This window comes from Bacillus sp. JNUCC-22, from assembly GCF_018861275.1.
Taxonomy (GTDB): domain Bacteria; phylum Bacillota; class Bacilli; order Bacillales; family Bacillaceae; genus Bacillus; species Bacillus velezensis.
The window spans coordinates 233036-253574 of sequence record NZ_CP076408.1; the positions used below are offsets into that span (position 1 = coordinate 233036).

The 20539-nt window shown below is 47.1% G+C and carries 20 protein-coding genes, 2 pseudogenes and 1 other annotated feature; of the genes and pseudogenes, 16 read left to right on the top strand and 6 right to left on the bottom strand.

All coding sequences use genetic code 11. From position 1 onward, the window contains the following. Positions 1-30 precede the first annotated feature (30 nt). The 6 genes from purT (at position 31) to JNUCC22_RS01335 (ending at position 4873) form a co-directional block, all read left to right on the top strand. Positions 31-1185, top strand: a complete 1155-nt coding sequence (gene purT / locus JNUCC22_RS01310) for a phosphoribosylglycinamide formyltransferase 2 (protein WP_032870218.1) — start codon at positions 31-33, stop codon at positions 1183-1185. A gap of 476 nt (positions 1186-1661) precedes the next feature. Continuing rightward, entirely contained in the window at positions 1662-2195 is a 534-nt protein-coding gene (gene pssA / locus JNUCC22_RS01315) for a CDP-diacylglycerol--serine O-phosphatidyltransferase (RefSeq protein WP_007409002.1), read from the top strand. Beyond that, entirely contained in the window at positions 2186-2674 is a 489-nt protein-coding gene (locus JNUCC22_RS01320) for a DedA family protein (protein WP_003156711.1), read from the top strand. Before pssA ends, JNUCC22_RS01320 begins: the two co-directional genes overlap by 10 nt. Further along, complete coding sequence (locus tag JNUCC22_RS01325; RefSeq protein WP_015239079.1) at positions 2667-3482, top strand: phosphatidylserine decarboxylase; 816 nt, start codon at positions 2667-2669, stop codon at positions 3480-3482. Before JNUCC22_RS01320 ends, JNUCC22_RS01325 begins: the two co-directional genes overlap by 8 nt. A 42-nt stretch (positions 3483-3524) precedes the next feature. After that, on the top strand, positions 3525-3800 hold the full coding sequence (locus JNUCC22_RS01330) for a hypothetical protein (protein ID WP_136396064.1): 276 nt from the start codon (positions 3525-3527) through the stop codon (positions 3798-3800). Positions 3801-3904: 104 nt separating this feature from the next. Beyond that, positions 3905-4873, top strand: coding sequence for an oxygen-dependent tRNA uridine(34) hydroxylase TrhO (locus JNUCC22_RS01335; protein WP_007609165.1), 969 nt, complete (start codon positions 3905-3907; stop codon positions 4871-4873). A gap of 36 nt (positions 4874-4909) precedes the next feature. Here the strand turns inward: JNUCC22_RS01335 and gltP are convergent, their stop codons facing one another. Continuing rightward, positions 4910-6160, bottom strand: a complete 1251-nt coding sequence (gene gltP / locus JNUCC22_RS01340; protein ID WP_007409006.1) for a glutamate-aspartate/proton symporter GltP — start codon at positions 6158-6160, stop codon at positions 4910-4912. Between the two features lie 369 nt (positions 6161-6529). Here gltP and JNUCC22_RS01345 point away from each other — a divergent pair, with 369 nt between their 5' ends. Beyond that, positions 6530-7597: a branched-chain amino acid aminotransferase gene (locus JNUCC22_RS01345; RefSeq protein WP_015416722.1), complete on the top strand. Its 1068-nt coding sequence runs from the start codon at positions 6530-6532 to the stop codon at positions 7595-7597. Positions 7598-7637: 40 nt separating this feature from the next. Here JNUCC22_RS01345 and JNUCC22_RS01350 read toward each other — a convergent pair whose 3' ends face one another. The 4 genes from JNUCC22_RS01350 to JNUCC22_RS01365 all read right to left on the bottom strand — a co-directional run bounded on the left by JNUCC22_RS01350 (position 7638) and on the right by JNUCC22_RS01365 (position 12662). Next, positions 7638-9041 (bottom strand): amino acid permease, encoded by a 1404-nt coding sequence (locus JNUCC22_RS01350; protein WP_216062065.1) that lies wholly within the window; start codon positions 9039-9041, stop codon positions 7638-7640. A 113-nt stretch (positions 9042-9154) separates the two neighbouring features. Continuing rightward, positions 9155-10102 carry a homocysteine S-methyltransferase gene (gene mmuM, locus JNUCC22_RS01355; protein ID WP_072588755.1) on the bottom strand — a complete coding sequence of 316 codons (948 nt, stop codon included), beginning with the start codon at positions 10100-10102 and terminating at the stop codon, positions 9155-9157. A 115-nt stretch (positions 10103-10217) separates the two neighbouring features. After that, a complete protein-coding gene (locus JNUCC22_RS01360) occupies positions 10218-11654 on the bottom strand; it encodes an alanine/glycine:cation symporter family protein (protein WP_072588756.1) in 1437 nt (478 codons plus the stop codon). Positions 11655-11678: 24 nt separating this feature from the next. Further along, entirely contained in the window at positions 11679-12662 is a 984-nt protein-coding gene (locus JNUCC22_RS01365; protein WP_007409011.1) for a glutaminase, read from the bottom strand. Positions 12663-12905: 243 nt separating this feature from the next. Between JNUCC22_RS01365 and JNUCC22_RS01370 the strand changes: the two genes are divergently transcribed. The 5 genes and pseudogenes from JNUCC22_RS01370 to JNUCC22_RS19430 all read left to right on the top strand — a co-directional run. Continuing rightward, positions 12906-14198, top strand: coding sequence for a two-component system sensor histidine kinase GlnK (locus JNUCC22_RS01370; RefSeq protein WP_029326097.1), 1293 nt, complete (start codon positions 12906-12908; stop codon positions 14196-14198). Between the two features lies 1 nt (position 14199). Continuing rightward, complete coding sequence (locus JNUCC22_RS01375) at positions 14200-15147, top strand: glutamine utilization two-component system response regulator GlnL (protein ID WP_072588757.1); 948 nt, start codon at positions 14200-14202, stop codon at positions 15145-15147. A 5-nt stretch (positions 15148-15152) separates the two neighbouring features. Next, a pseudogene (locus JNUCC22_RS01380) lies at positions 15153-15533 on the top strand (phosphotransferase); the annotation flags it as partial. Positions 15534-15581: 48 nt separating this feature from the next. Continuing rightward, positions 15582-15832: a binding site (T-box leader), on the top strand. Positions 15833-15920: 88 nt separating this feature from the next. Next, complete coding sequence (locus JNUCC22_RS01385) at positions 15921-16085, top strand: tryptophan RNA-binding attenuator protein inhibitory protein (RefSeq protein ID WP_007409016.1); 165 nt, start codon at positions 15921-15923, stop codon at positions 16083-16085. Between the two features lie 128 nt (positions 16086-16213). Next, a pseudogene (locus JNUCC22_RS19430) lies at positions 16214-16408 on the top strand (IS5/IS1182 family transposase); the annotation flags it as partial. A 145-nt stretch (positions 16409-16553) separates the two neighbouring features. Here the strand turns inward: JNUCC22_RS19430 and JNUCC22_RS01390 are convergent. Next, positions 16554-17447, bottom strand: a complete 894-nt coding sequence (locus JNUCC22_RS01390) for a cation diffusion facilitator family transporter (protein WP_011996263.1) — start codon at positions 17445-17447, stop codon at positions 16554-16556. A gap of 428 nt (positions 17448-17875) precedes the next feature. Here JNUCC22_RS01390 and JNUCC22_RS01395 point away from each other — a divergent pair, with 428 nt between their 5' ends. The 4 genes from JNUCC22_RS01395 (at position 17876) to JNUCC22_RS01410 (ending at position 20497) form a co-directional block, all read left to right on the top strand. Next, complete coding sequence (locus JNUCC22_RS01395; RefSeq protein ID WP_007409019.1) at positions 17876-18496, top strand: nitroreductase family protein; 621 nt, start codon at positions 17876-17878, stop codon at positions 18494-18496. Between the two features lie 24 nt (positions 18497-18520). After that, a complete protein-coding gene (locus JNUCC22_RS01400; protein ID WP_072588758.1) occupies positions 18521-19459 on the top strand; it encodes a ring-cleaving dioxygenase in 939 nt (312 codons plus the stop codon). A gap of 130 nt (positions 19460-19589) precedes the next feature. Continuing rightward, positions 19590-19979, top strand: coding sequence for a DoxX family protein (locus tag JNUCC22_RS01405; RefSeq protein WP_007609195.1), 390 nt, complete (start codon positions 19590-19592; stop codon positions 19977-19979). 179 nt (positions 19980-20158) lie between these two features. Further along, the gene (locus tag JNUCC22_RS01410) at positions 20159-20497 is read left to right on the top strand and encodes a thioredoxin family protein (protein ID WP_007409022.1); all 339 of its coding nucleotides are present in this window, start codon (positions 20159-20161) and stop codon (positions 20495-20497) included. The last annotated feature ends 42 nt before the right edge of the window (positions 20498-20539 follow it).

Genomic DNA, 20539 nt, shown 5'->3' on the forward strand with positions numbered 1-20539 from the left:
TGGGGTATAGAAAGGGAGGGGCCAAAGGACATGTATCAGGCGAAGAAGATGTTGTTATTAGGATCAGGCGAGCTGGGGAAAGAAGTCGTCATTGAAGCGCAGCGGCTCGGGGTTGTCACTGTAGCCGTTGACAGCTATGAGCATGCTCCCGCCATGCAGGCCGCGCACAAAAGCTATGTGATTGATATGCTTGATAAAGCGCAGGTCAGAGAAGTCATTGAGAAAGAAAAACCGGACTTGATCGTGCCGGAAGTGGAAGCCATTGCGACGGATGAGCTGCTGAAGCTTGAGGAAGAAGGTTTTCACGTCATTCCGAATGCGCGTGCGGCAAAGCTGACGATGGACCGTGAAGGCATCAGACGGCTTGCGGCAGAGACGCTTCATCTTCCGACTGCCGGCTATGAATTCGCGAATACATATGAAGAATTTAAAGAAGCGGCGGAAACAATCGGCTTTCCGTGCGTGGTAAAACCGCTGATGAGCTCTTCCGGAAAAGGGCAAAGCGTGTGCCGCTCGGCTTCCGGGCTGAAAAGCTGCTGGGACATGGCGATGGAAGGCGGCCGGGTGAAAAACGGCCGGGTCATCGTTGAGGAATTCATTCCGTTTGAATCAGAAATCACTCTTCTGACAGTGCGCGCGGCGAACGGTACGTCCTTTTGCGCGCCGATCGGACATGAACAAAAAGACGGTGACTATATTGAATCATGGCAGCCTCATCATATGACGGAACAGCAGATCAAAGAGGCGAAACACATTGCGAAAAGCATAACGGACGAGCTCGGCGGATACGGTTTGTTCGGGGTGGAGCTTTTCCTTACTGAAGATAAAGTATATTTCAGCGAGGTGTCCCCCCGTCCGCATGATACGGGGCTCGTTACGCTTGTAACGCAAAATTTGTCAGAGTTTGCGCTGCATGTCCGCGCGGTATTGGGATTCCCGATTCCGGAAATCACTCAGCTGTCGCCGGGGGCAAGCCGTCCGCTGAAGGCGCCAAAAGAGCTTGCTGATTACGCGGTTGAAGGTTTGGAGAAGGCTTTGGGGGTAAAAAGCACTCAGGTCCGCGTATTCGGTAAACCCGTCACGAAAGTTGGACGCCGTATGGCGGTTGCACTTTCTGCAGCTGAGACCGTTGAAGAAGCCAGAGAAAGAGCGGCCGAAGCACTCAGTCATTTATCAATTACATAAAATGATCTTAAAAGGCGTTTTTACCGTAATGGTAAGGCGCCTTTTTTGTTTGGCAGACTATATACTGGAAAACGGGGTTGTGAGATAATGTATGAGGCCGTTTTGTGCCGGCTTTTTAATTCATGAAACTTTTTATGTCCGCAATCGTTATATGTAATGTTCTCATTTCACGGAGAAGGAAATAACAATACATCATACGGCTTTTCATTCATCAAGAACGGACAATCCGGATCGCGGCATGGAATATTTAAGCAGGGTAATCCGGAATAGAGGAAACCATGATTGTTTACCTTAATATGAACGGCGAAAAAACAAAAATCACCAGATTAGATTGTTCAAATAACACCAAATGCTGTATAATAAAAGAATTTGAATGATAGCATTGAAAGAATTTCATTTTATGTTTCCGTAAAATGGAGCCTTTATGCATACGCAGTCCGATTTGATATGGTTTTAATTGGAGGTTTGTGTAAACTGTGAATTATATACCTAGTATGATTACAATTGGAAATTTTATTTGCGGGCTCTTATCGATTCATTCCCTTTTGTATCATAATATACACTCTGCGGTGATTTTTATTTTCACCGGGATGTTTCTTGATTTCTTTGATGGTTTGGCCGCCCGTAAGCTGAACGCGGTATCGGAGATGGGAAGGGAGCTTGACTCTTTTGCTGATCTCGTGACGTTCGGCGTGGCGCCGTCCATGCTCGCTTACAGTGTTTCACTATATACGATTCCGTTCATCGGAATTTTAATCGCGCTTTCCTACAGTATCTGCGGGATGATCCGTCTTTCCAGATTTAATATTGAACAAAGCAAGCTGCCGACGTTTATCGGGATGCCGATTCCGTTTGCGGGTATGTGTCTTGTCATTTTGAGCTTTATCAATAACGCTTTTCTTCTGGGGGCGGGAACGATCGCGCTCGGTTATTTAATGGTCAGCAACATTAAATTTCCGCACTTTAAAAAACAGGCGCCGGAAAACCTGGAGAGCAGAAGATGGAATTAGTTCAGCAATTAATATCCGATTACGGATATATCGCGATTTTTCTTATGCTGACACTCGGTATTATCGGATTGCCTATTCCGGATGAAGTCATGATGACGCTTGTGGGCTACTTCGCTCATTTAAACGTGCTGAATTACGGGCTCTCCATTCTGATCAGCTTTATCGGAGCGCTCCTGGGGATGATTATCAGCTACTTCATCGGCAGAAAAGCAGGCCGGCCGTTTATTAATAAGTTCGGGAAATGGGTCGGCCTGAAGGAAAAGAGGATGGAGAAAGTAGACAGGTGGATGAAGAAGTACGGGCCGTACACCATTATTTTAGGTTATTTCATCCCCGGCATCAGACACGTGACCTGCTACTTTTCCGGAATCGGCAGAATGGAATTCAAAACCTACTTATGCTTCGCCGCCATCGGAGCGTTTTTATGGTGTTTTATTTTTATTACTATAGGAAAATTCATAGGAGTAATCAATGTTTAATACTGCCGCTAAAGTTCTTTACCGTTCATTGATTGAACTGACTAATAATCGATTGACGTCTTATCTCATTAAAAACTTCTGTGAATCGAAACTGAGCAAGCCGATGATTCCGCTGTTTTCCAAACACTATCGCATCAACTGGAATGAAACGGAACGCACGGCTTCTGACTTTGATTCACTGGCGTCATTTTTCATTCGTGATATTAATTTGAATCTCCGCCCCGTGGCAAAAGAGAAGAACGCCATCGTCAGCCCGGTGGACGGCGTCGTTCAGACGGTGGGCATGATTAATCCTAATCAAACTTTCATGGTAAAAGGGAAGGATTATTCGTTCGCCGAACTGACGGGGTTTAAAAGCGCCGATCACAAGTATAACGGCGGGTGTTTTGCCGTGCTTTATCTGAGCCCGAGACATTACCACCGCTTCCATTCTCCCGTCAGCTGCACGTATCAGAAGCTGGCCGAGCTGGGGAAACGCTCCTATCCCGTTAATACGATGGGATTGAAGTACGGGAAAGATGTGCTCTCAAAAAATTACCGTTATGTGTACGAGCTGACCCGTGCTGACCAGCAGATGCTCATGATTCCGGTAGGTGCGATGAATATTAACTCGATCGTTCAGACAAACACCGGAAACAGGCTTGAGACGGGGGAAGAGCTGGGCTATTTTTCATTTGGATCGACCGTTATTTTAGTATTCGAGAAAGATATGTTTACCCCTTCGGATAACCTGACTGAAGGCCGTGAATTACAGGTCGGCCAGATCATCGGTTATGCGGAGTCACAGGAGGAGGCGTCCGCTTTATAAAAGCTGCTCCTCTTTTTTATATGGTGTAAGGAAGTGAACATTATGGAAGAAAAGGATTTGGCAAAGCTGATAGAGCAGTACCAGCATACAGGGGATCAGCAAATTCTTGAAGCCGTGCGGGACGCATACCGGCCTGTCGTTGAGGCGCTCATCTCAGAACTGGCTGAAGACAGCGCCGATCTTTTGCGGGCAAAAGGCCGTGACCGTTTTCCGTTTATTATCGGCAAGTATCAGACCGCGGCCGGCCTTTCGCTTGAGACCTTTTTGCGCAATACGTATCGGTTTTATTTTCAGCAGGTTTTAAAAGGCGAAGCGTGACTGGAAGAAAGAGTACGGACGGAAATGTTCATCTTTCGCCCGTTTTCCTGTATGATATAGTAGAGTGTGCGATCATTAATATAATTGAACAGGGTGTATAAATCATGGAAAAACAATATAGAGTTTTACTTTATTATAAATATGTAAAGATTGATGAGCCTGAGGAGTTCACGGCTCAGCATTTGAAGTTTTGTAAGGAGCTCGGTCTGTTAGGCCGTATTTTGATTTCTGAAGAAGGCATTAACGGTACGGTGTCCGGAACGGTTGAACAGACGGAACAATACATGAATGCGCTGAAAGCTGATCCGCGCTTTGCCGACATGCCGATCAAAATTGACGAGGCTGACGGACATGCATTCCGCAAAATGTTTGTGCGCCATAAAAAAGAATTGGTGACGCTTCGTCTCGAAGATGATGTTGATCCGAATGTCACGACGGGCAAGCATTTGAAACCGAAAGACTTTTATGAGCAAATGCAGGATCCTGACACGATCGTGATCGACGCCAGAAACGACTATGAGTATGATCTCGGTCATTTCCGCGGAGCGGTCAGACCTGATATTGAGGCGTTCCGTGAGCTGCCGGACTGGATTGAAGAGCATAAAGACATGCTTGAAGGCAAAAAAATACTCACGTACTGCACAGGCGGCGTACGCTGTGAAAAATTTTCCGGCTGGCTGCTGAAGAAGGGCTTTGAAGACGTGTCCCAGCTTGACGGCGGTATCGTCACTTACGGTAAAGATCCTGAAGTGAAAGGGCAACTGTGGGACGGACAGTGCTACGTGTTTGACGAAAGAATCAGCGTACCGGTCAACCGTGTAGAGCACGTTATCATCGGAAAAGATTATTTCACGGGCGAGCCGTGCGAGCGTTATGTGAACTGCGCAAATCCGGCATGTAATAAAAAAATGATCTGCACACCTGAGAATGAATACAAATACATGCGCAGCTGCAGTCACGAATGCCGTACGAACGAACGCAACATGTATGTGAAAGAGCACGAAATGACCCAGGAAGAAATCAATGAACGCCTTGCTTTGATTGAAAAAGAGGATCATGCGGCGATTGATTAATAGAAAAGACCACCAATAAGGTGGTCTTTTTTGTGTTTACATACTTTCTGTCCGGGCGGTCTGGTCTGCCGTGACGGGTCCTTTATATTTGAATGCCTTTTCCCACTTGGACACGACGATGCAGGCGACCGCATGGCCGGGCACGTTGACGCCGGTTCTCGCCATGTCCATGACGCGGTCGACACCGGCAATGATGGCGACGCCTTCCGCGGGGAGACCGACGGCATTCGCTGTCGCCAGAAGCACGACGAGTGAGCCTGACGGGACGGCGGCAATGCCTTTGCTTGTCATGACGAGCACAAGCATCATCAGAAGCTGCTGAGAAAGCGGCATCTCCACATGAAACGCCTGCGCCAGAAAAATACAGGACACCGATAAATAGAGGCTTGAGCCGTCACAGTTCAGCGATAAACCTGACGGAACCACAAAGGAGACGACCCGCTTCGGACAGCCGTATTTCTCCATCCGATCCATCAGCTGAGGCAGAATGGTTTCTGTGCTTGTCGTGGAGAAAGCGATCAAAAACAGATCCCAAATCATTTTCAGCACTTCAAAGTACTTGATTTTAAAGATAAGCCCCACGATCGGAAACAGAACGAAGAGTATCAGGAACAGCCCGAGGAACACAGTGCCGATCAGCTTCAGCATCGGAAGCAAAAGCGCGATTCCGAATTGCCCGACAGAGGCGGCCATAAGGGCGAGAACGCCGATCGGAGCGGTGACCATTACCATTTGCGTCAGCTTGAACATAATATTTGCCGTGGATTCGAAGAAACTCATGACAGGTGCGGAGGCTTTGCCGATGCCGGCTGCGGCAACACCGAATAAAATCGCGAAAAAAATGACGGCGAGAAGATCGTTTTTCGCCATGACGTCAATGATGTTAACGGGGATAATATCAAGAAGCATTTGTTTCAGGTCGACTACTTTTTCCGTATAGCCGGAAAGCTCGTGAATATCTTTTTTAGCAAGATGAGAGAGGTTAAGGCCGACTCCCGGCTTCAGCACGTTCGCCAATAACAGACCGAGCGCCAGAACAAGCGTCGTAATCACTTCAAACCAAATAATTGTTTTGATGCCGAGACTGCCCATCTTTTTCATACTGCCGCTGCCGGCGGCTCCGATAACAATGGTCGAAAACACGATCGGCACGACAATCATTTTAATCAGGCGGATAAATCCGTCTCCGACGGGCCGCAGCGCCATCCCGAAATCCGGGAAGAAGTGGCCGATCAATGCTCCGATGGCTAAAGCGATCAAAATCTGGAATGCGATAAATTTTTTCAAGCGAATCCCCCTTTTACTTGCGCATTTCATACGTAATTCGTGAAGCAGGCGGCAACCACCTTCCTATCCGCCATAAATTTGTCACATTATTGACTGTGCGAAAGAAAGGATTGCTTTACATTATGTAAGCGCAATCATTTAATATGACAGAAAGTCCTCATTGAAAAAAATGAAGGAGCATAAGAATAAAGAAAGATTTCTGATGAAAATATTAAAAATTTTGATAATTATCCTCTTATAAGTGGTATATTTGATATGATACGGTCAACTGCATTCTCATATATCTGTGCATACACGATTCAGGCAGAGAAAACAGGCAGCTTATAAAAGACTGAAAATTTAAACAATTACAAGAAAGGTGTGCTTTTGTTGAATCAACTGATTGAAAGACGTAAGGTCACAGCAAGAAAAGAAAAACCGGATTCCGCTTCATTGGGATTTGGCAAGTACTTCACAGATTACATGTTTGTTATGGATTACGAAGAGGAGAGAGGGTGGCATGATCCGAGAATCACCCCTTATGAACCGGTCCATCTTGATCCGTCCGCATCCGTTTTCCATTACGGGCAGGCCGTATTTGAAGGGCTGAAGGCTTACAGGTCAGAAGACGGCCGGGTGTTGATGTTCCGTCCTGACCAAAATATAAAACGGCTGAATAAATCGTTACGGCGGATGAGCATGCCGCCTCTTGACGAGAAGCTGGCGCTGGAAGCATTGATACAATTGGTGGAGCTGGAGCAGGAATGGATACCGATAGAAAAAGGAACCTCTTTATATATCCGTCCGTTTGTGATTGCGACTGAGCCTTCTTTAGGCGTCCGGCCTTCAAAGCGTTACAAGTTCATGGTTGTTCTGACGCCTGTCGGTTCGTACTACGGCGATCAGCTGAAACCGATCCGTATTTATGTGGAGGATGAGTATGTGCGTGCCGTCACCGGCGGAGTGGGCGACGTCAAAACGTCCGGAAATTATGCGGCCAGCTTACAGGCTCAGCGGAAAGCCGAAGAACTGGGGTATGATCAGGTGCTTTGGCTCGACGGGGTGGAAAAGAAATATGCCGAAGAGGTAGGGAGTATGAATATCTTTTTCATCATAAACGGAGAGGCCGTAACGCCGGCATTAAACGGAAGCATTCTCGGGGGCATCACACGCGCATCTGTGATAGAGCTGTTAAAAAGCTGGGGCATCCGCGTCAGGGAAGAACAGGTCGCCATTGATGACATCTATGAGGCTGCGATGAGAGGCGAGGTGTCAGAGGTATTCGGTACGGGAACCGCGGCCGTCATCTCGCCGGTCGGCGCGCTGCACATTCACGGAGAAACGATTGAACTGAATAACGGTTTGATCGGTGAAGTGTCAGAAAGGCTCTATGAAACGATTGCCGGCATCCAAGTCGGGAAGGTGCGGGATTCGTTCAGATGGGTGGTTGAAGTATAAATAAAAAAAGAACCCTTGCGCTGCAGGGTTCTTTTTTTGGTTATTGGGATTTTACGGCTTGCACGCGGGCTCTGCTTTTCCGGTTTTTCAAGTAATAAGCGGTGTAGCAAACGGCCATAAATGCAATTCCGCAATAAAGGGCGATGGCCTGGTTCGGATCAAAAGCGATGCCGATACAGGAGGCGAGGCATAGGAGAAAGGCCGCTATCGGTACGGCCGGATATCCCGGTGTCCTGTATTTCAAGTCTGAAAGCTGGTGCCCTTCTGTAAGAAACCGTCTTCGGAACAAAAATTGCGATGCGGCGATGCTCATCCACACAGCCACTACCGCAAATCCTGAGACGGAGACGAGAACAAGATAGACTGTATCCGCTGCAAATACGCTTGACAACAACGACAGAATGCCGCCGATCATACTGAAGATCAGAGCGTTAAAAGGAATGCCTTTAGAGGTCAGCCTGGCAAAGGCGGGATGAAGCTCCCCTTCTTTAGACAGGGACCACAGCATACGTGATGACGCGTACAGCCCTGAATTGGCCGCAGACAGAAGCGCCGTTAAAATGACGAAATTCATCAGATCGGCCGCATAAGGCACGCCGACTCTGTCAAATACCGTGACAAACGGGCTTTCAATCACACCGGCTTCCTTGATGGAGATCATCCCTGACAGAACAAAAATCGTTCCGATAAAGAAAAGCGCCAGCCGCCAGACTGTGGTCTTAATGGCGCGCGGAACGGTTTTTTCCGGATCGGCGCTTTCCCCTGCGGCGATTCCGATCAATTCCGTCCCTGAAAAAGCAAAGTTTACTGAAAGCATCGTCATCAGTATCGGGAAAAAGCCATTTGGAAAAAGGCTGCCGCCATCCGTAAAGTTCGACAGCATAGGTGCGGCCTCACCGCTTTTCATCGGGACGATGCCGAACATCGCCGCACCGCCCAATAAAATAAACAGTAAGATGGCTAAGACTTTAATACTTGAGAACCAAAACTCCGATTCAGCAAAAAATTTCACGGAGAAGGCGTTTAATAAAAAGATGATAAGAGCGAATACCGCACTCCACATCCAAACCGAAGTATGCGGGAACCAACGCTGCATGAAAAGCCCGGCCGCCGTGAATTCAGAGCCCAGCGCCACCGCCCACGTCAGCCAGTACAGCCATGCGACCGTAAAGCCTGTCGCGGGCCCGATATAGGTTTTCGCATAGGTGTGGAATGCGCCCGTCACCGGCATGGCCACTGACAGTTCACCGAGGCAAAGCATGACAAGATAGACGATGCCCGCGCCCAAAAGGTAAGCGCAAATGGTGCCCGCCGGACCCGCCTGATGAATGGTATACCCAGAGCTTAAAAACAGCCCCGTTCCGATCACACCTCCGAGTGATAGCATAAAGAGGTGTCTGCTTTTCATACTTCTCTGAAAATTCGTCTCGTTCTCGTTGTTCATTGTTTTCCAACTTTCTGCGAGGGCCGTCCTAATAAAAAATCTCATGCCGGCGAACGGCACGAGATTCCGGCGAACCGGCTTTTTGAATAGAATATACAAACTATTCCGATTAGTCAAGTTGTTTTTATGGTCTTGGCCCAATCGGCAATGGCTTGGATGTCCGCGGGTTTCGTCCGGCAGCAGCCTCCGATCAGGCTCACGCCGTTTTCGTACCAGCTTTGCGCGCTTTTTCCGAAATGGTTTTCGCACGCTGCGCCTTTCCAGGTTTTTGTCACTGGGTCATATTGTTCGCCGGAGTTCGGATAGGCGATAATCGGTTTGGACGTTGCCCGTTTGATTTCTTGTACCAGCTGCGGAATATGTTCGATCGGTGTGCAGTTGATGCCGATCGCTGCGATTTGGCTGCAGGAGTCGAGCAGGGCCGCGCATTCGGAAATAGGCGTGCCTTCGCTGATATGCCGTCCGTCTTTGGCGCTGAAGCTGATCCATGCATAAATGCCGGGGAATTCCTCCAGCAGCCTTGTGATCGCTTTTGCTTCTGACAGGCACGGAATGGTCTCACAGGCCAAAAGATCGGCGCCGGATTCTATGAGAGCTTTCATCCGGGGGCGGTGAAAGCTGATCAGCTCATCCTCCGTCAGTCCGTAATGCCCGCGATATTCTGAGCCGTCAGCGAGGCTCGCGCCGTAAGGTCCGATAGAAGCGGCGACCAAAGGTTTGGGCCGGTGTAAACGGTTTTCTTCATGCGCCCAAAATTCATCGCGTGCTTGCGCGGCAAGTTCAACAGATGTCTGAATGAGACGTATCGCATCGGTTTCCGGGATGCCGCGCGCTGCAAATCCTTCGATTGTCGATTGATAACTGGCGGTGATCGCGCAATCAGCGCCGGCGGCAAAATATTCTGCATGCACCTGTTTGATCAGTTCCGGCCTCTCCAAAAGAATTTTGGCCGACCACAGATCGTCATGTAAATCACAGCCCATCCGCTCAAGCTCAGTTGCCATCGCGCCGTCTATGATCATAACCGGGTATTCATTTAATATTTGTGTAATGGGATTCATAGGCCTTCCTTTCTGACTTTACTGAAAATATATAAAAAGGGTAATGGACGCTATTCTCTTTGTCAATGAACCGGCAGAAAAAAGGTGTTCAGGACGCTGCCCGAACACCTTTTGTTTAGGAAATGTGTTTGCCTTTCGCGCTTTTCGCGATGTCTGAATACTCCCAGCATTCGATCCCGTCATCATCAGGGAGCACATCTCTGTAAAAGACGGGGTCCTTTCCGGTTTTCTTTTGCCGGACATAATCGCTCAAAGCGGCAAACGCTTTTTTCGACAGAAGGAAAATCGCGATTAAGTTCACGACCACCATTAAGCCCATGAACAAGTCAGCCATATCCCACACAAGCTGGACTTTGGAAATACAGCCGAACAGTACCATTCCGAGCACACAGATACGGTAAATGAACAGCCATTTTTTGTTCTGGCTTAAAAATCCGATATTGGTTTCTCCGTAATAATAGTTGCCCATCAGAGCGCTGAAGCCGAACAAAAGCATTAAGACGGCAAGGAAACCTGACGCCCACGCGCCGACATGATCGCTCAAGGCGGCCTGAGAAAGCGCGATGCCACTCAGTCCCGGCTGGTGATAAGCGTCTGAAAATAAAATGATAAGCGCCGTGCTTGTACAAATGACGAGCGTATCCGTCAGGACGCCGAATGCCTGAATGAGCCCCTGTTTCACCGGGTGGCTCGTCGTAGCTGTCGCCGCCGCGTTTGGAGCGCTTCCCATACCCGCTTCATTTGAGAAAATCCCGCGTCTTACACCTTGCATCAAGGCCGCACCTAAAGCGCCGCCCGCGGCCTGATCAATGCCGAACGCATTTTTTACGATTAGCGACAGAACGCCGGGCAATTGGGTGATGTTCGTCAGAATGACAAAGAAAGCGACACCGATATATAAAACGGCCAAAACGACTACGATGTATTCCGCCATTTTCGCAATTCGTTTGACGCCGCCGAAGATTACGCCGCCGAAAACCAAGATTAAAATAATGCCCAATGTAAGCCGGCTGGTGCCGAATGCGTTTTGAAAGGCGACGCTGATCGTATTGGATTGAACGGAATTAAAAACAACCCCGAATGACAGTGTGATTAATACGGCGAACAGCGCGCCCATCCAGCGTTTCTTCAGGCCCTTTTCCATGTAATAGGCCGGGCCCCCGCGGAATCCGTTTTGATCTTTTACTTTATAAATTTGGGCCAGCGTGCTTTCAACAAAGCTTGAAGCCGAACCGATGACTGCGATAATCCACATCCAGAAAATAGCGCCCGGACCGCCGAGTGAGATCGCAATGGCGATTCCGGTAATATTCCCGGTTCCGACACGCGCCGCCATACTGATGCAAAATGCCTGAAACGGGGAAATGCTGTTTTTTGTCCGGGCGGCCGCGCCTTCCTTCAAAACCCGGATCATTTCCTTCAGCATGCGGACTTGCAGACCCTTTGATCTGAACGTAAAAAACAGTCCCAGAGAAAGAAGCAGTACGATTAACAGTTTTGACCATAAAAAATCATTTGCCGAGCCGATTACATTTTCAAGGAATTCCTGCATCCAATCACCTCTTGGTTCGTTTGATTAAAAAATACTGAGCTCCCACTCCTGTGCGATATGTTTCAGCAGCATGCCGCCGGTCAGGCTGTTGCCGTATTCATCAATGGCCGGACCGTAAATGCCGATGCCGCAGCCGTTATGAAAAGGCTGTTCTCTTCTGGCGCTTGGGGGAACCAATGCCATAATGCCGCCGGATACCCCGCTTTTGGCCGGGACGCCGACGAAAGCCGCATATTTGCCTGACGCATTGTACATTCCGCACGTCAGCATCAGGGCTTTGGCGAGTTTTGCGACATCTTTCGGAATGACCTGTTCCCGTCGGATCGGATGGTAGCCGTCATGCGCAAGTATCAATCCGATTAAAGCGATGTCCTCGGTTGTACCCTCCATGGCGCACTGCTTTAAATACACTTCAAGCGTTTCTTCCACATCCGCCTCGAGAAAGTTCGTTTCTTTTAAATAGTAGGCGAGCGCTCGGTTCCGATGCGCGGTCTGCCATTCAGAACGGAAGACCTCCTCGTGAATGTGTGGGCGTTTTCCTATTAATTTTTCAAAAACGGAAAAGAGATATTCTAATTTATCATGCGCCGTTTCACCCGGAAGCAGCGAGGCGACGGTAATGGCGCCGGCATTGATCATCGGGTTGAAGGGCTTCCCGGGTTTATGGATTTCAAGCCGGATGATAGAATTAAACGCATCACCCGTCGGTTCCACGTCCACACGATCCAGCACGTAAGAAATGCCTCTGTTCATGCAGGCGGCAATAAAGCTGATGACTTTTGAGATGCTCTGCAATGTGAACGGGACATTCCATTCACCGGCATGAATCATTGAGCCATCCGGCTCTAATATGCAAATGCCCAGCTGAGAGTCGTTGATTTCTCCGAGGGCGGGTATATAATTTGCGCTTTTTCCATTGACGGAAAACGGTCGGTAATGCTCGACCCAATCTTGTAAAAGTGAAGCCAGTTCCTCTTTTTCAAGGCGCTCTCTGACCATATCTTTCATAACATTCCTCCTCTATTGCAAGCCTGTCCGAAGCGGAAACCGGTCTTGGAAAACGTTTTCAAAAATAGCGTGTTCCATGTTAATGTATAATGACATCTACAGAATCATACAAAATACGACAAAATCATTCTTAAAATAAGCCGATAGATTTATAAATCAGCCGGAGTGTCCCGCCATTCGGGTCTAAAGAAATTTGCGGACTGTATCGGTCTTGTTCAAAATAGACAGAAGAAGGAAGTGATTATGATCAGGCTCGACTATTTACTGAAAAAAGACGGCTATCTTTTCGCCCTTATGCTGATCACCGTGCCGCTGGCGGGGGAACTGAAATTTTACCCTCTGAATGAGGTATATCGGATCAGCTTCGGCGCCCCGGCTTTTTTCTTTTTTCTGCTGCTGCTTCGGCATGTGCCGGCAGTATTGTCAGGGCTGTTGACAGGTGCAGCCGTTGTGGCATTCCGGATCGGCCTGGCGTGCTGGGGAGGAGAGCATGCCGGCTTTACGGAGGCTTTTTTCAGCCAATATCCCAGTTTCTTTTTTTACTTTACATATGCCTGCTTGTTTTATGTGCTGAAGGTCAGGCTTTTTTGGGATCGGCCGCTTATGATCGGTTTTCTCGGTTTTCTCATTGAAATTGCGTCCGATGCCGTTGAAATGACGGTTCAGTTTTCCGGCGGCCGGCAGATTATGATGCCGGACAAGCTGGCGGATATTGCGGTTATCGCTGTTTCTCACACATTTATTGTGCTGAGTTTTTTCAACGTGATGAAGCTGCACGAATCTCAGGTCAGGGAAAAACAAACGAGAAAGCAGCATGAGCACATGCTGATGATTGTGTCCAACTTATATGAAGAAACGATTCATTTGAAAAAAACGTTGAAAACGACGGAGCATGTGACGAAAGAATCCTATCAGCTATATCGGGAAATGAGCGGGAACGACCGGGAGCTCGGGAGCCGAATGCTGCGCCTCGCGGGAGAAATTCATGAAGTGAAAAAAGACAATCAGCGAATATTCGCCGGCCTGTCGAAGCTGATTTCCAATGAGAGATTCCGGGATTACATGAATGCCGCCGCTCTGGTCGGTATCGTCATCCGAATCAATGAAAAATACGCCGAATCTTTAGGCAAGGACATTCAATTCCGGAGCGTGATTGAAGGAGAACATCCCGATTATCACGTCTTTACCGTCCTGTCGATCTTAAATAACCTGACCGCCAATGCCGTCGAAGCCATGGGTGACAGGGGTGAGATCCGCCTCGCGCTGCGCAGGGCGGAAGGAGAAAAGGCTGAATTTCAGGCGGAAGATGACGGTCCCGGCATTCCGGAAAAAATCGGAGAGGTCGTTTATGATCCCGGGTTTACATCCAAATACGATGAATTCGGCACACCTTCAACGGGCATCGGGCTTACTTACGTGAAGGAAATCGTAACTGAACTTGACGGAGACATTTCCTTTCACAACAAGCCAAAAGGCGTCATATTTACGATTAAGCTGCCGGTGAAGCATTTGATTGCAGAAAGGATGAACTCATAATATGCGTTTTTTTATAGCTGATGATGACCGGGCGATCCGTTCCATTTTAAAACAGATGATCGAGGACGAGGACTTAGGTGAAGTCGTCGGTGAGGCAGAGGACGGAAGCCAGATTGAAGGGCATTATCTCCATTTTAAACAAGTCGATATTTTATTAATTGATCTGCTGATGCCGGGGCGGGACGGGATTGAGACGATCCGGCATCTTCAGGGGTCGTACAACGGAAAAGCAGTGATGATATCGCAGGTGGAGGCTAAGGAAATGGTGGGAGAAGCTTATTCTCTCGGCATCGAATACTTTATCCACAAACCGATCAACAAAATCGAGATCGTCACCGTTTTGCGAAAAGTAAAAGAGCGGATTGAACTGGAAACCTCGATCGGCGACATCCAACACTCGTTAAGCCGTCTTATTCAGCGGAATGAGCCGAAAAAAAGCGGGCCTGGGGGGATGTACGAGAAATCAATCAAAGAAACAGGAAAATTTCTTTTATCGGAATTAGGCATCGTGGGAGAAAGCGGGGCGCATGACCTCATGGCCGTCCTTCACTATTTATTTGAGGATGAACAGGCGGAAAGAAACATCCCGTCTTTAAAGCAGATGTTTACAAACGTCGCCATCCGGAAGCTGGGGCCTGCGGCGGCACAAGCCGAGGTTAACAGAGAAATCAAAGCCTCGGAACAGCGGATCAGAAGGGCCGTCATTCATTCGTTAAACCATTTCGCTTCATTGGGCACAACTGATTTTTCAAACCCCAAATTTGAATATTACGCCTCGAAATTCTTTGATTTCCCCGCTGTCAGCAAGAGAATGAAAGAAATGCAGGCTAAGGAAACCGTGCCGCTTTCTCCGGTTAAAGTGAATATGAAAAAATTCATTCACGTCTTTTTTTTGGAGGCGAAAGATTTACGCGAAGGATCAAAATTTGTCAGCGGAGGCAGCCGGTAAGCTGGCTTTGGAAAAGATGGCAAACGTGGATAAATGACTGTGATTTTTCCGCGCTGATCCATGGCGACTTGCATCCTCCGCATATTTTGATCGGCGAAAATCAGCGTGTGACGGGTCTCCTCGATTGGACGGAGGCAAAGGTTGCCGATCCGGCCAAGGATTTTGTCCTTTATCAAGTGATATTAGGAGAAAAAGAAACAAAACGGCTGATGAAGAGCTGCGAAGCTGAAGGCGGGCGCGTCTGGCCGAAAATGCAGGAGCATGTGACAGAATGGCAGGCCGCTTACCCTGCGGAAACGGCGAAGTTCGCGCTTCAGACGGGGCAAGAGGAGCATATGCAAATGGCGCGGGACATGCTCGGCCTGTCCGATCCGAAAGGTTATTGACTTCCGCCGGATGACAGCGTATGATACATTTTAAAATAAAAGAACGGATGAACAATGCTGAGGAAGAGTAAGTACGCATCAGCGCGCGGGGTTCAGAGAGTCGGTGGCCGCTGTGAACCGATCCCCGTCCGGTGCCGAATGGGCTTCTGAATTGCTGCGCTAAAATGACAGTAGGCGGTGCCGGGATTCTTTCCCCGTTATCAAGAAAGGAGTATTGAAACCGCGTGTTTCTGTACTTTTTGAGCGAATGGCTCTTCAGCCGTTAATAAAGGTGGCACCGCGAAAACCTCGTCCTTTGATGGACGGGGTTTTTTTGTATTGTTAAGGAGGTGATGGCCATGGAAAGTGACTGGAGACGGACAAACAATCAAAAAAGGAGGGATATTCATGGTGATCGCAACCGACGATCTTGAGCTCACGTGTCCGCATTGTGAAGGAACCGGCGAGGAGAAGGAAGGGACGCCCTGTCCGAAGTGCGGCGCGAAGGGCGTCATATTGACCGCTCAAGGAAACACGCTGCTGCATTTTATCAGAAAGCATATTGATCAGTGAAATCAAACGAAAAAGGCCGTTATCCGGCCTTCAGGCTGTCGAGAAAATCTCGACAGCCTTTATTTTTCCCTTAAGATATCCATTCCCCTGTCATAAAATAAAAGAAAGACAGAAAAAATGGCTTTCTCATGTTCCGCACAAGAAATTTTTCTCGAAACAGAGCCGAATTCGTTCTGTTTGACCAACTCGTCGAAGAGGATCACCTTCTTCGAAAAATTGATAAATACATAGACTTCTCTTTCATCGTTGAAAAGGTCAAACCTTACTGCAGCGAAAATAAAGACCGCCCCTCACTTGATCCGCTGATCTTATTCAAAATGATGTTGAAGATTGCCACATACCCAGCCAAGCAAAGCTAGGCATGTGGGAGTGCTTTTTCTGCACCTGAAATCAAATGAATATGTAAAGAAACAGCACAAAACAAAAAAGCTTGCAGAAAAAACATCGTTTTCTCTACAAGCTGCTTTTTCATTCTTCAAAATAAGGATTCACGTGGATGAGCACTTCTTCAACATCTGAAAAGTGTCTTTGGATTTCATTTCGGATTTCGCGGGCAATATCGTGTCCCTGCTTAATCGTCAAATCATGATCCAAAGATAACCGGACATCAAGCAATTTATAGTGGCCGTGTTCTCTTGCTCGGATTTTATCGAGCCGTTTGACTTGAGGGCAATGCAAAATAACGGCTTTATATTCCTCTATCAGTTCGGGATCAACACTTTTTTCCATGAGAACGTCAACAGACGGCTTGATTAATTCCATTGAAATCTTAAAAATAAGGTACGCCACGATGACACTGGCAATTGCATCGGCGTACAACAGATAGGACCATCCGCGTGTGTTCCCGATAATCGCCAATAGGACGCCGATAAAAGCGGCAAGAGAGGCAACGATATCGCCTTTATGATCGTATGCAATCGCTATAATCGCTTTACTGTTCCATTTTTCCCCTTGTTTGATCGAATAACGATATAAGATCTGCTTAGCCGCGTAGGATATCAGAGCCGCAAACAATGCGCTGTATTGCGGGATGCTTGGACCTTCAACAAAGGACGAAATCGCTTCTATCAGAATATACACGGAAACGAGCACTAATATGATTCCTACAATCGCTTCGCTGATGACCTCAGCTTTGCCATGCCCGAAAGGATGGTCTTGATCGGGCGGCTTATTAGAAATGCCGATGACGGCCAGGACAGCAATTGAAGCCACGACATCCGCTGCAGAATGTATACCGTCGGCAAAAACTGCTTCACTATCGCCTATCAGTCCAAAAAAGATCTTTCCTGCCATTAAGATCAGATTGGCTATCAATGCAATCAAAGCAACTTTTTTGCTTATTTGTTCTCTTTCACTTGTCATTTTTTCCTCCTATAAAACTGCACAAAAAAATAGAGGCGCTTTTGATTCGCTCTCCGTATCCTTTCTTGTGTAATCACTTTGCTTATCGTACCAATTCAGTTTCGAGTGGGTCTATAGCAAGGTTTTTTCCTGTTTACTAATAAATAAGGTGACAGAAAAAAAGTTGGAGCAGGGCTAAACAGTACACAGACAAAATGGGGCTGAATTAAAAAAAGAACTGTTGACATTTGAGTATTTATCTTTTATTATTATCTCGAATTCAAGATTTTTTAATTCAAGATAATTTAATTAGAGTGCAGGATAAGAACCTTCTGATCGTTTGAATCACGAAAAGATCAGTGAAGAGAACGTTTCGTTTTTTGATCATATGTTATTTGGTTTTTTATACTATAATATCTCGAATTCGAGATAAAGGGGGTATGAGGGAAATGGCTGAATTTGTACAGCTAGTGAATGAAAGAAGATCTGCAAGCAACTTTCTTCCAGAACATCCAATCACAAGAGATGAACTCAACGAAATGTTTGAATTAGTTGCGTTGGCTCCATCAGCTTTTAATTTGCAGCACACAAAATATGTGACGGTTCTTGACCCGGATGTAAAAGAAAAGCTGAAGCAGGCCGCAAACGGACAATATAAAGTGTTTAGCTCATCAGCTGTTCTTTTGGTTTTAGGGGATAAGCAGGCATATCAGCAAGCGGCTGACATCTATGAAGGATTGAAGATGCTGGGGGTATTAAATAAACAAGAGTATGATCACATGGTTCAAGACACCGTTTCGTTTTATGAAAACAGGGGAGAACCATTTAAGAGAGATGAGGCGATAAGAAATGCTTCACTTTCTGCGATGATGTTTATGCTGAGTGCTAAGGAAAAAGGCTGGGACACCTGTCCGATGATAGGGTTTGATGCTGAAGCCGTGAAACAGATTTTGAAGATAGATGATCAATTTGAGGTCGTCATGATGATTACAATCGGGAAAGAAAAAATAGAAAGCAGAAGGCCGCGCGGCTACCGAAAGCCTGTGAATGAGTTTGTGGAGTATATTTAACTATTTGTAAAGGAGCAAATAAAAATGGCGAAAAAAACGATGGGCATCCATCATATTACAGCAATTGTCGGTCACCCTCAAGAGAATGCTGATTTCTACGCTGGAGTGCTGGGGCTGCGATTGGTTAAGCAAACGGTCAATTTTGATGATCCGGGTACGTATCACCTTTATTTTGGGGATGAAGGCGGGAAGCCGGGAACAATCATCACATTCTTTCCATGGGCGGGCGCCCGCCAAGGCATCATTGGAGACGGACAGGTTGGCGTGACATCTTACGCCGTGCCGAAGGGTGCCGTGGCGTTTTGGGAAAAGAGACTTGAAAAGTTCAACATTCCATACACAAAAATCGAGCGTTTTGGAGAACAATATATAGAATTTGATGACCCGCACGGTCTGCACTTGGAAATCGTGGAAAGAGAAGAAGGAGAAGCCAATACATGGACGTTCGGAGATGTAACCCCGGATGTTGCCATTAAAGGCTTTGGCGGTGCGACCCTGTTATCAGCACAGCCTGAAAAAACAGGGAAACTGCTGGAAAACATCATGGGACTTGAGCGAGTCGGTAAAGAAGGCGACTTCGTTCGTTATCGTTCTGCCGGTGATATCGGAAATGTGATTGATCTTAAATTAACGCCTATCGGCCGCGGGCAAATGGGTGTCGGCACGGTCCATCACATCGCTTGGCGGGCTCAGGATGACGAAGATCAATTAGATTGGCAAAGGTTCATTGCTGCGCACGGATATGGTGTGACTCCTGTTCAGGATAGAAACTATTTTAATGCGGTTTACTTCAGAGAACATGGGGAAATCTTATTTGAGATCGCAACTGATCCGCCTGGCTTTGCCCATGATGAGCCACAAGAAACAATGGGCGGAAAACTGATGCTCCCTGAGCAGTATGAACCGCACCGGGCACAAATTGAACAAGGGCTGCTGCCGTTTGAAGTGAGAGAATTAGATTGATTGATAGATGAACGTGAAGCATGAAGAAAAATAACAAGACATACATTTAACAGATGTTTGCTGGAAGCGACTGTTGGTAAACAGCTGCCTTGCAGACATCATATAATATGAAAAATAAGGAGAGATAAAAATGGAAGATGCAGGACTATTACTTATTCGAATCATGATTGGTGTGGTGTTTCTGTTTTATGGATCACAAAAATTATTCGGCTGGTTTGGCGGATACGGAATTAAAGGAACCGGACAATGGTTCGAGTCAATTGGAGTTAAACCAGGCAATGCCGCGGCCGCTTTATCAGGTCTCGGGGAACTCGCAAGCGGAATTCTATTTATTTTAGGTGTTTTCCTCCCGCTCGGAGCTGCTATTATAACGATTATTATGTTAGGTGCGATCGTAAAAGTCCATGGAGCGAAAGGATTTGCCAACGGTGCCGGCGGTTTTGAATATAACTTGGTGCTGATTGCAGTCTCCATCGGAGTTGCACTCATCGGTTCAGGGGCGTACGCTTTGCATTTTTAATATAAGTATCTAAGAACAGTTACTGAAAAGCGGTAACTGTTCTTTTATTTTTCAAGCACAACGTTCAGGTGCTCTGAATAGCAAAAAAGCGGATATGTTCAATATAAATGTGTATAGTGAATGTACGAGTATTGATGAGCTTGGTCATAAAAGACGAGCCGATTTGGAGGAGGGTTTTGATGAAAGAGATGGCAGAATTACATTCATTAGATTCTATCGAGAATTTTATTAAACAGCATCAATTCAGTTTTATCTACATTTCAAGACCCGCCTGTACAGTATGTCACGCTGTTCTGCCGCAGCTCAGAAAAGTATTGGATCAGTTTCCGAATATCAAATTGGGGCATATCAATGCTGACGAGGTAGAAGAGGTGGCCGGCAGATTTTCAGTCTTCACTGTTCCCGTGCTTCTTTTGTTCATTGATGGGACTGAGTTTCTGAGAGAAGCCCGCTTTGTTCATTTTGAACAGCTCGAAGAAAGGCTGAAAAGGGTTTATCAGTTATATCAAGATGTATAAAGCGTTTATACTTTACAAATAAAAAGCCCCCTTTAAAGGGGC

What these genes read in the sequence shown, in the direction of transcription:
- JNUCC22_RS01365 (WP_007409011.1), bottom strand. Translation starts at nt 12,662, where the DNA reads ATGAAAGATATGGTCAGAGAGCGCCTTGAAAAAGAGGAACTGGCTTCA.
- JNUCC22_RS01360 (WP_072588756.1), bottom strand. Translation starts at nt 11,654, where the DNA reads ATGCAGGAATTCCTTGAAAATGTAATCGGCTCGGCAAATGATTTTTTA.
- JNUCC22_RS01350 (WP_216062065.1), bottom strand. Translation starts at nt 9,041, where the DNA reads ATGAACAACGAGAACGAGACGAATTTTCAGAGAAGTATGAAAAGCAGA.
- mmuM (WP_072588755.1), bottom strand. Translation starts at nt 10,102, where the DNA reads ATGAATCCCATTACACAAATATTAAATGAATACCCGGTTATGATCATA.
- JNUCC22_RS01335 (WP_007609165.1), top strand. Translation starts at nt 3,905, where the DNA reads ATGGAAAAACAATATAGAGTTTTACTTTATTATAAATATGTAAAGATT.
- JNUCC22_RS01390 (WP_011996263.1), bottom strand. Translation starts at nt 17,447, where the DNA reads ATGACAAGTGAAAGAGAACAAATAAGCAAAAAAGTTGCTTTGATTGCA.
- JNUCC22_RS01320 (WP_003156711.1), top strand. Translation starts at nt 2,186, where the DNA reads ATGGAATTAGTTCAGCAATTAATATCCGATTACGGATATATCGCGATT.
- JNUCC22_RS01330 (WP_136396064.1), top strand. Translation starts at nt 3,525, where the DNA reads ATGGAAGAAAAGGATTTGGCAAAGCTGATAGAGCAGTACCAGCATACA.
- JNUCC22_RS01400 (WP_072588758.1), top strand. Translation starts at nt 18,521, where the DNA reads ATGGCGAAAAAAACGATGGGCATCCATCATATTACAGCAATTGTCGGT.
- JNUCC22_RS01410 (WP_007409022.1), top strand. Translation starts at nt 20,159, where the DNA reads ATGAAAGAGATGGCAGAATTACATTCATTAGATTCTATCGAGAATTTT.
- JNUCC22_RS01405 (WP_007609195.1), top strand. Translation starts at nt 19,590, where the DNA reads ATGGAAGATGCAGGACTATTACTTATTCGAATCATGATTGGTGTGGTG.
- JNUCC22_RS01385 (WP_007409016.1), top strand. Translation starts at nt 15,921, where the DNA reads ATGGTGATCGCAACCGACGATCTTGAGCTCACGTGTCCGCATTGTGAA.
- purT (WP_032870218.1), top strand. Translation starts at nt 31, where the DNA reads ATGTATCAGGCGAAGAAGATGTTGTTATTAGGATCAGGCGAGCTGGGG.
- JNUCC22_RS01395 (WP_007409019.1), top strand. Translation starts at nt 17,876, where the DNA reads ATGGCTGAATTTGTACAGCTAGTGAATGAAAGAAGATCTGCAAGCAAC.
- JNUCC22_RS01325 (WP_015239079.1), top strand. Translation starts at nt 2,667, where the DNA reads ATGTTTAATACTGCCGCTAAAGTTCTTTACCGTTCATTGATTGAACTG.
- JNUCC22_RS01375 (WP_072588757.1), top strand. Translation starts at nt 14,200, where the DNA reads ATGCGTTTTTTTATAGCTGATGATGACCGGGCGATCCGTTCCATTTTA.
- JNUCC22_RS01370 (WP_029326097.1), top strand. Translation starts at nt 12,906, where the DNA reads ATGATCAGGCTCGACTATTTACTGAAAAAAGACGGCTATCTTTTCGCC.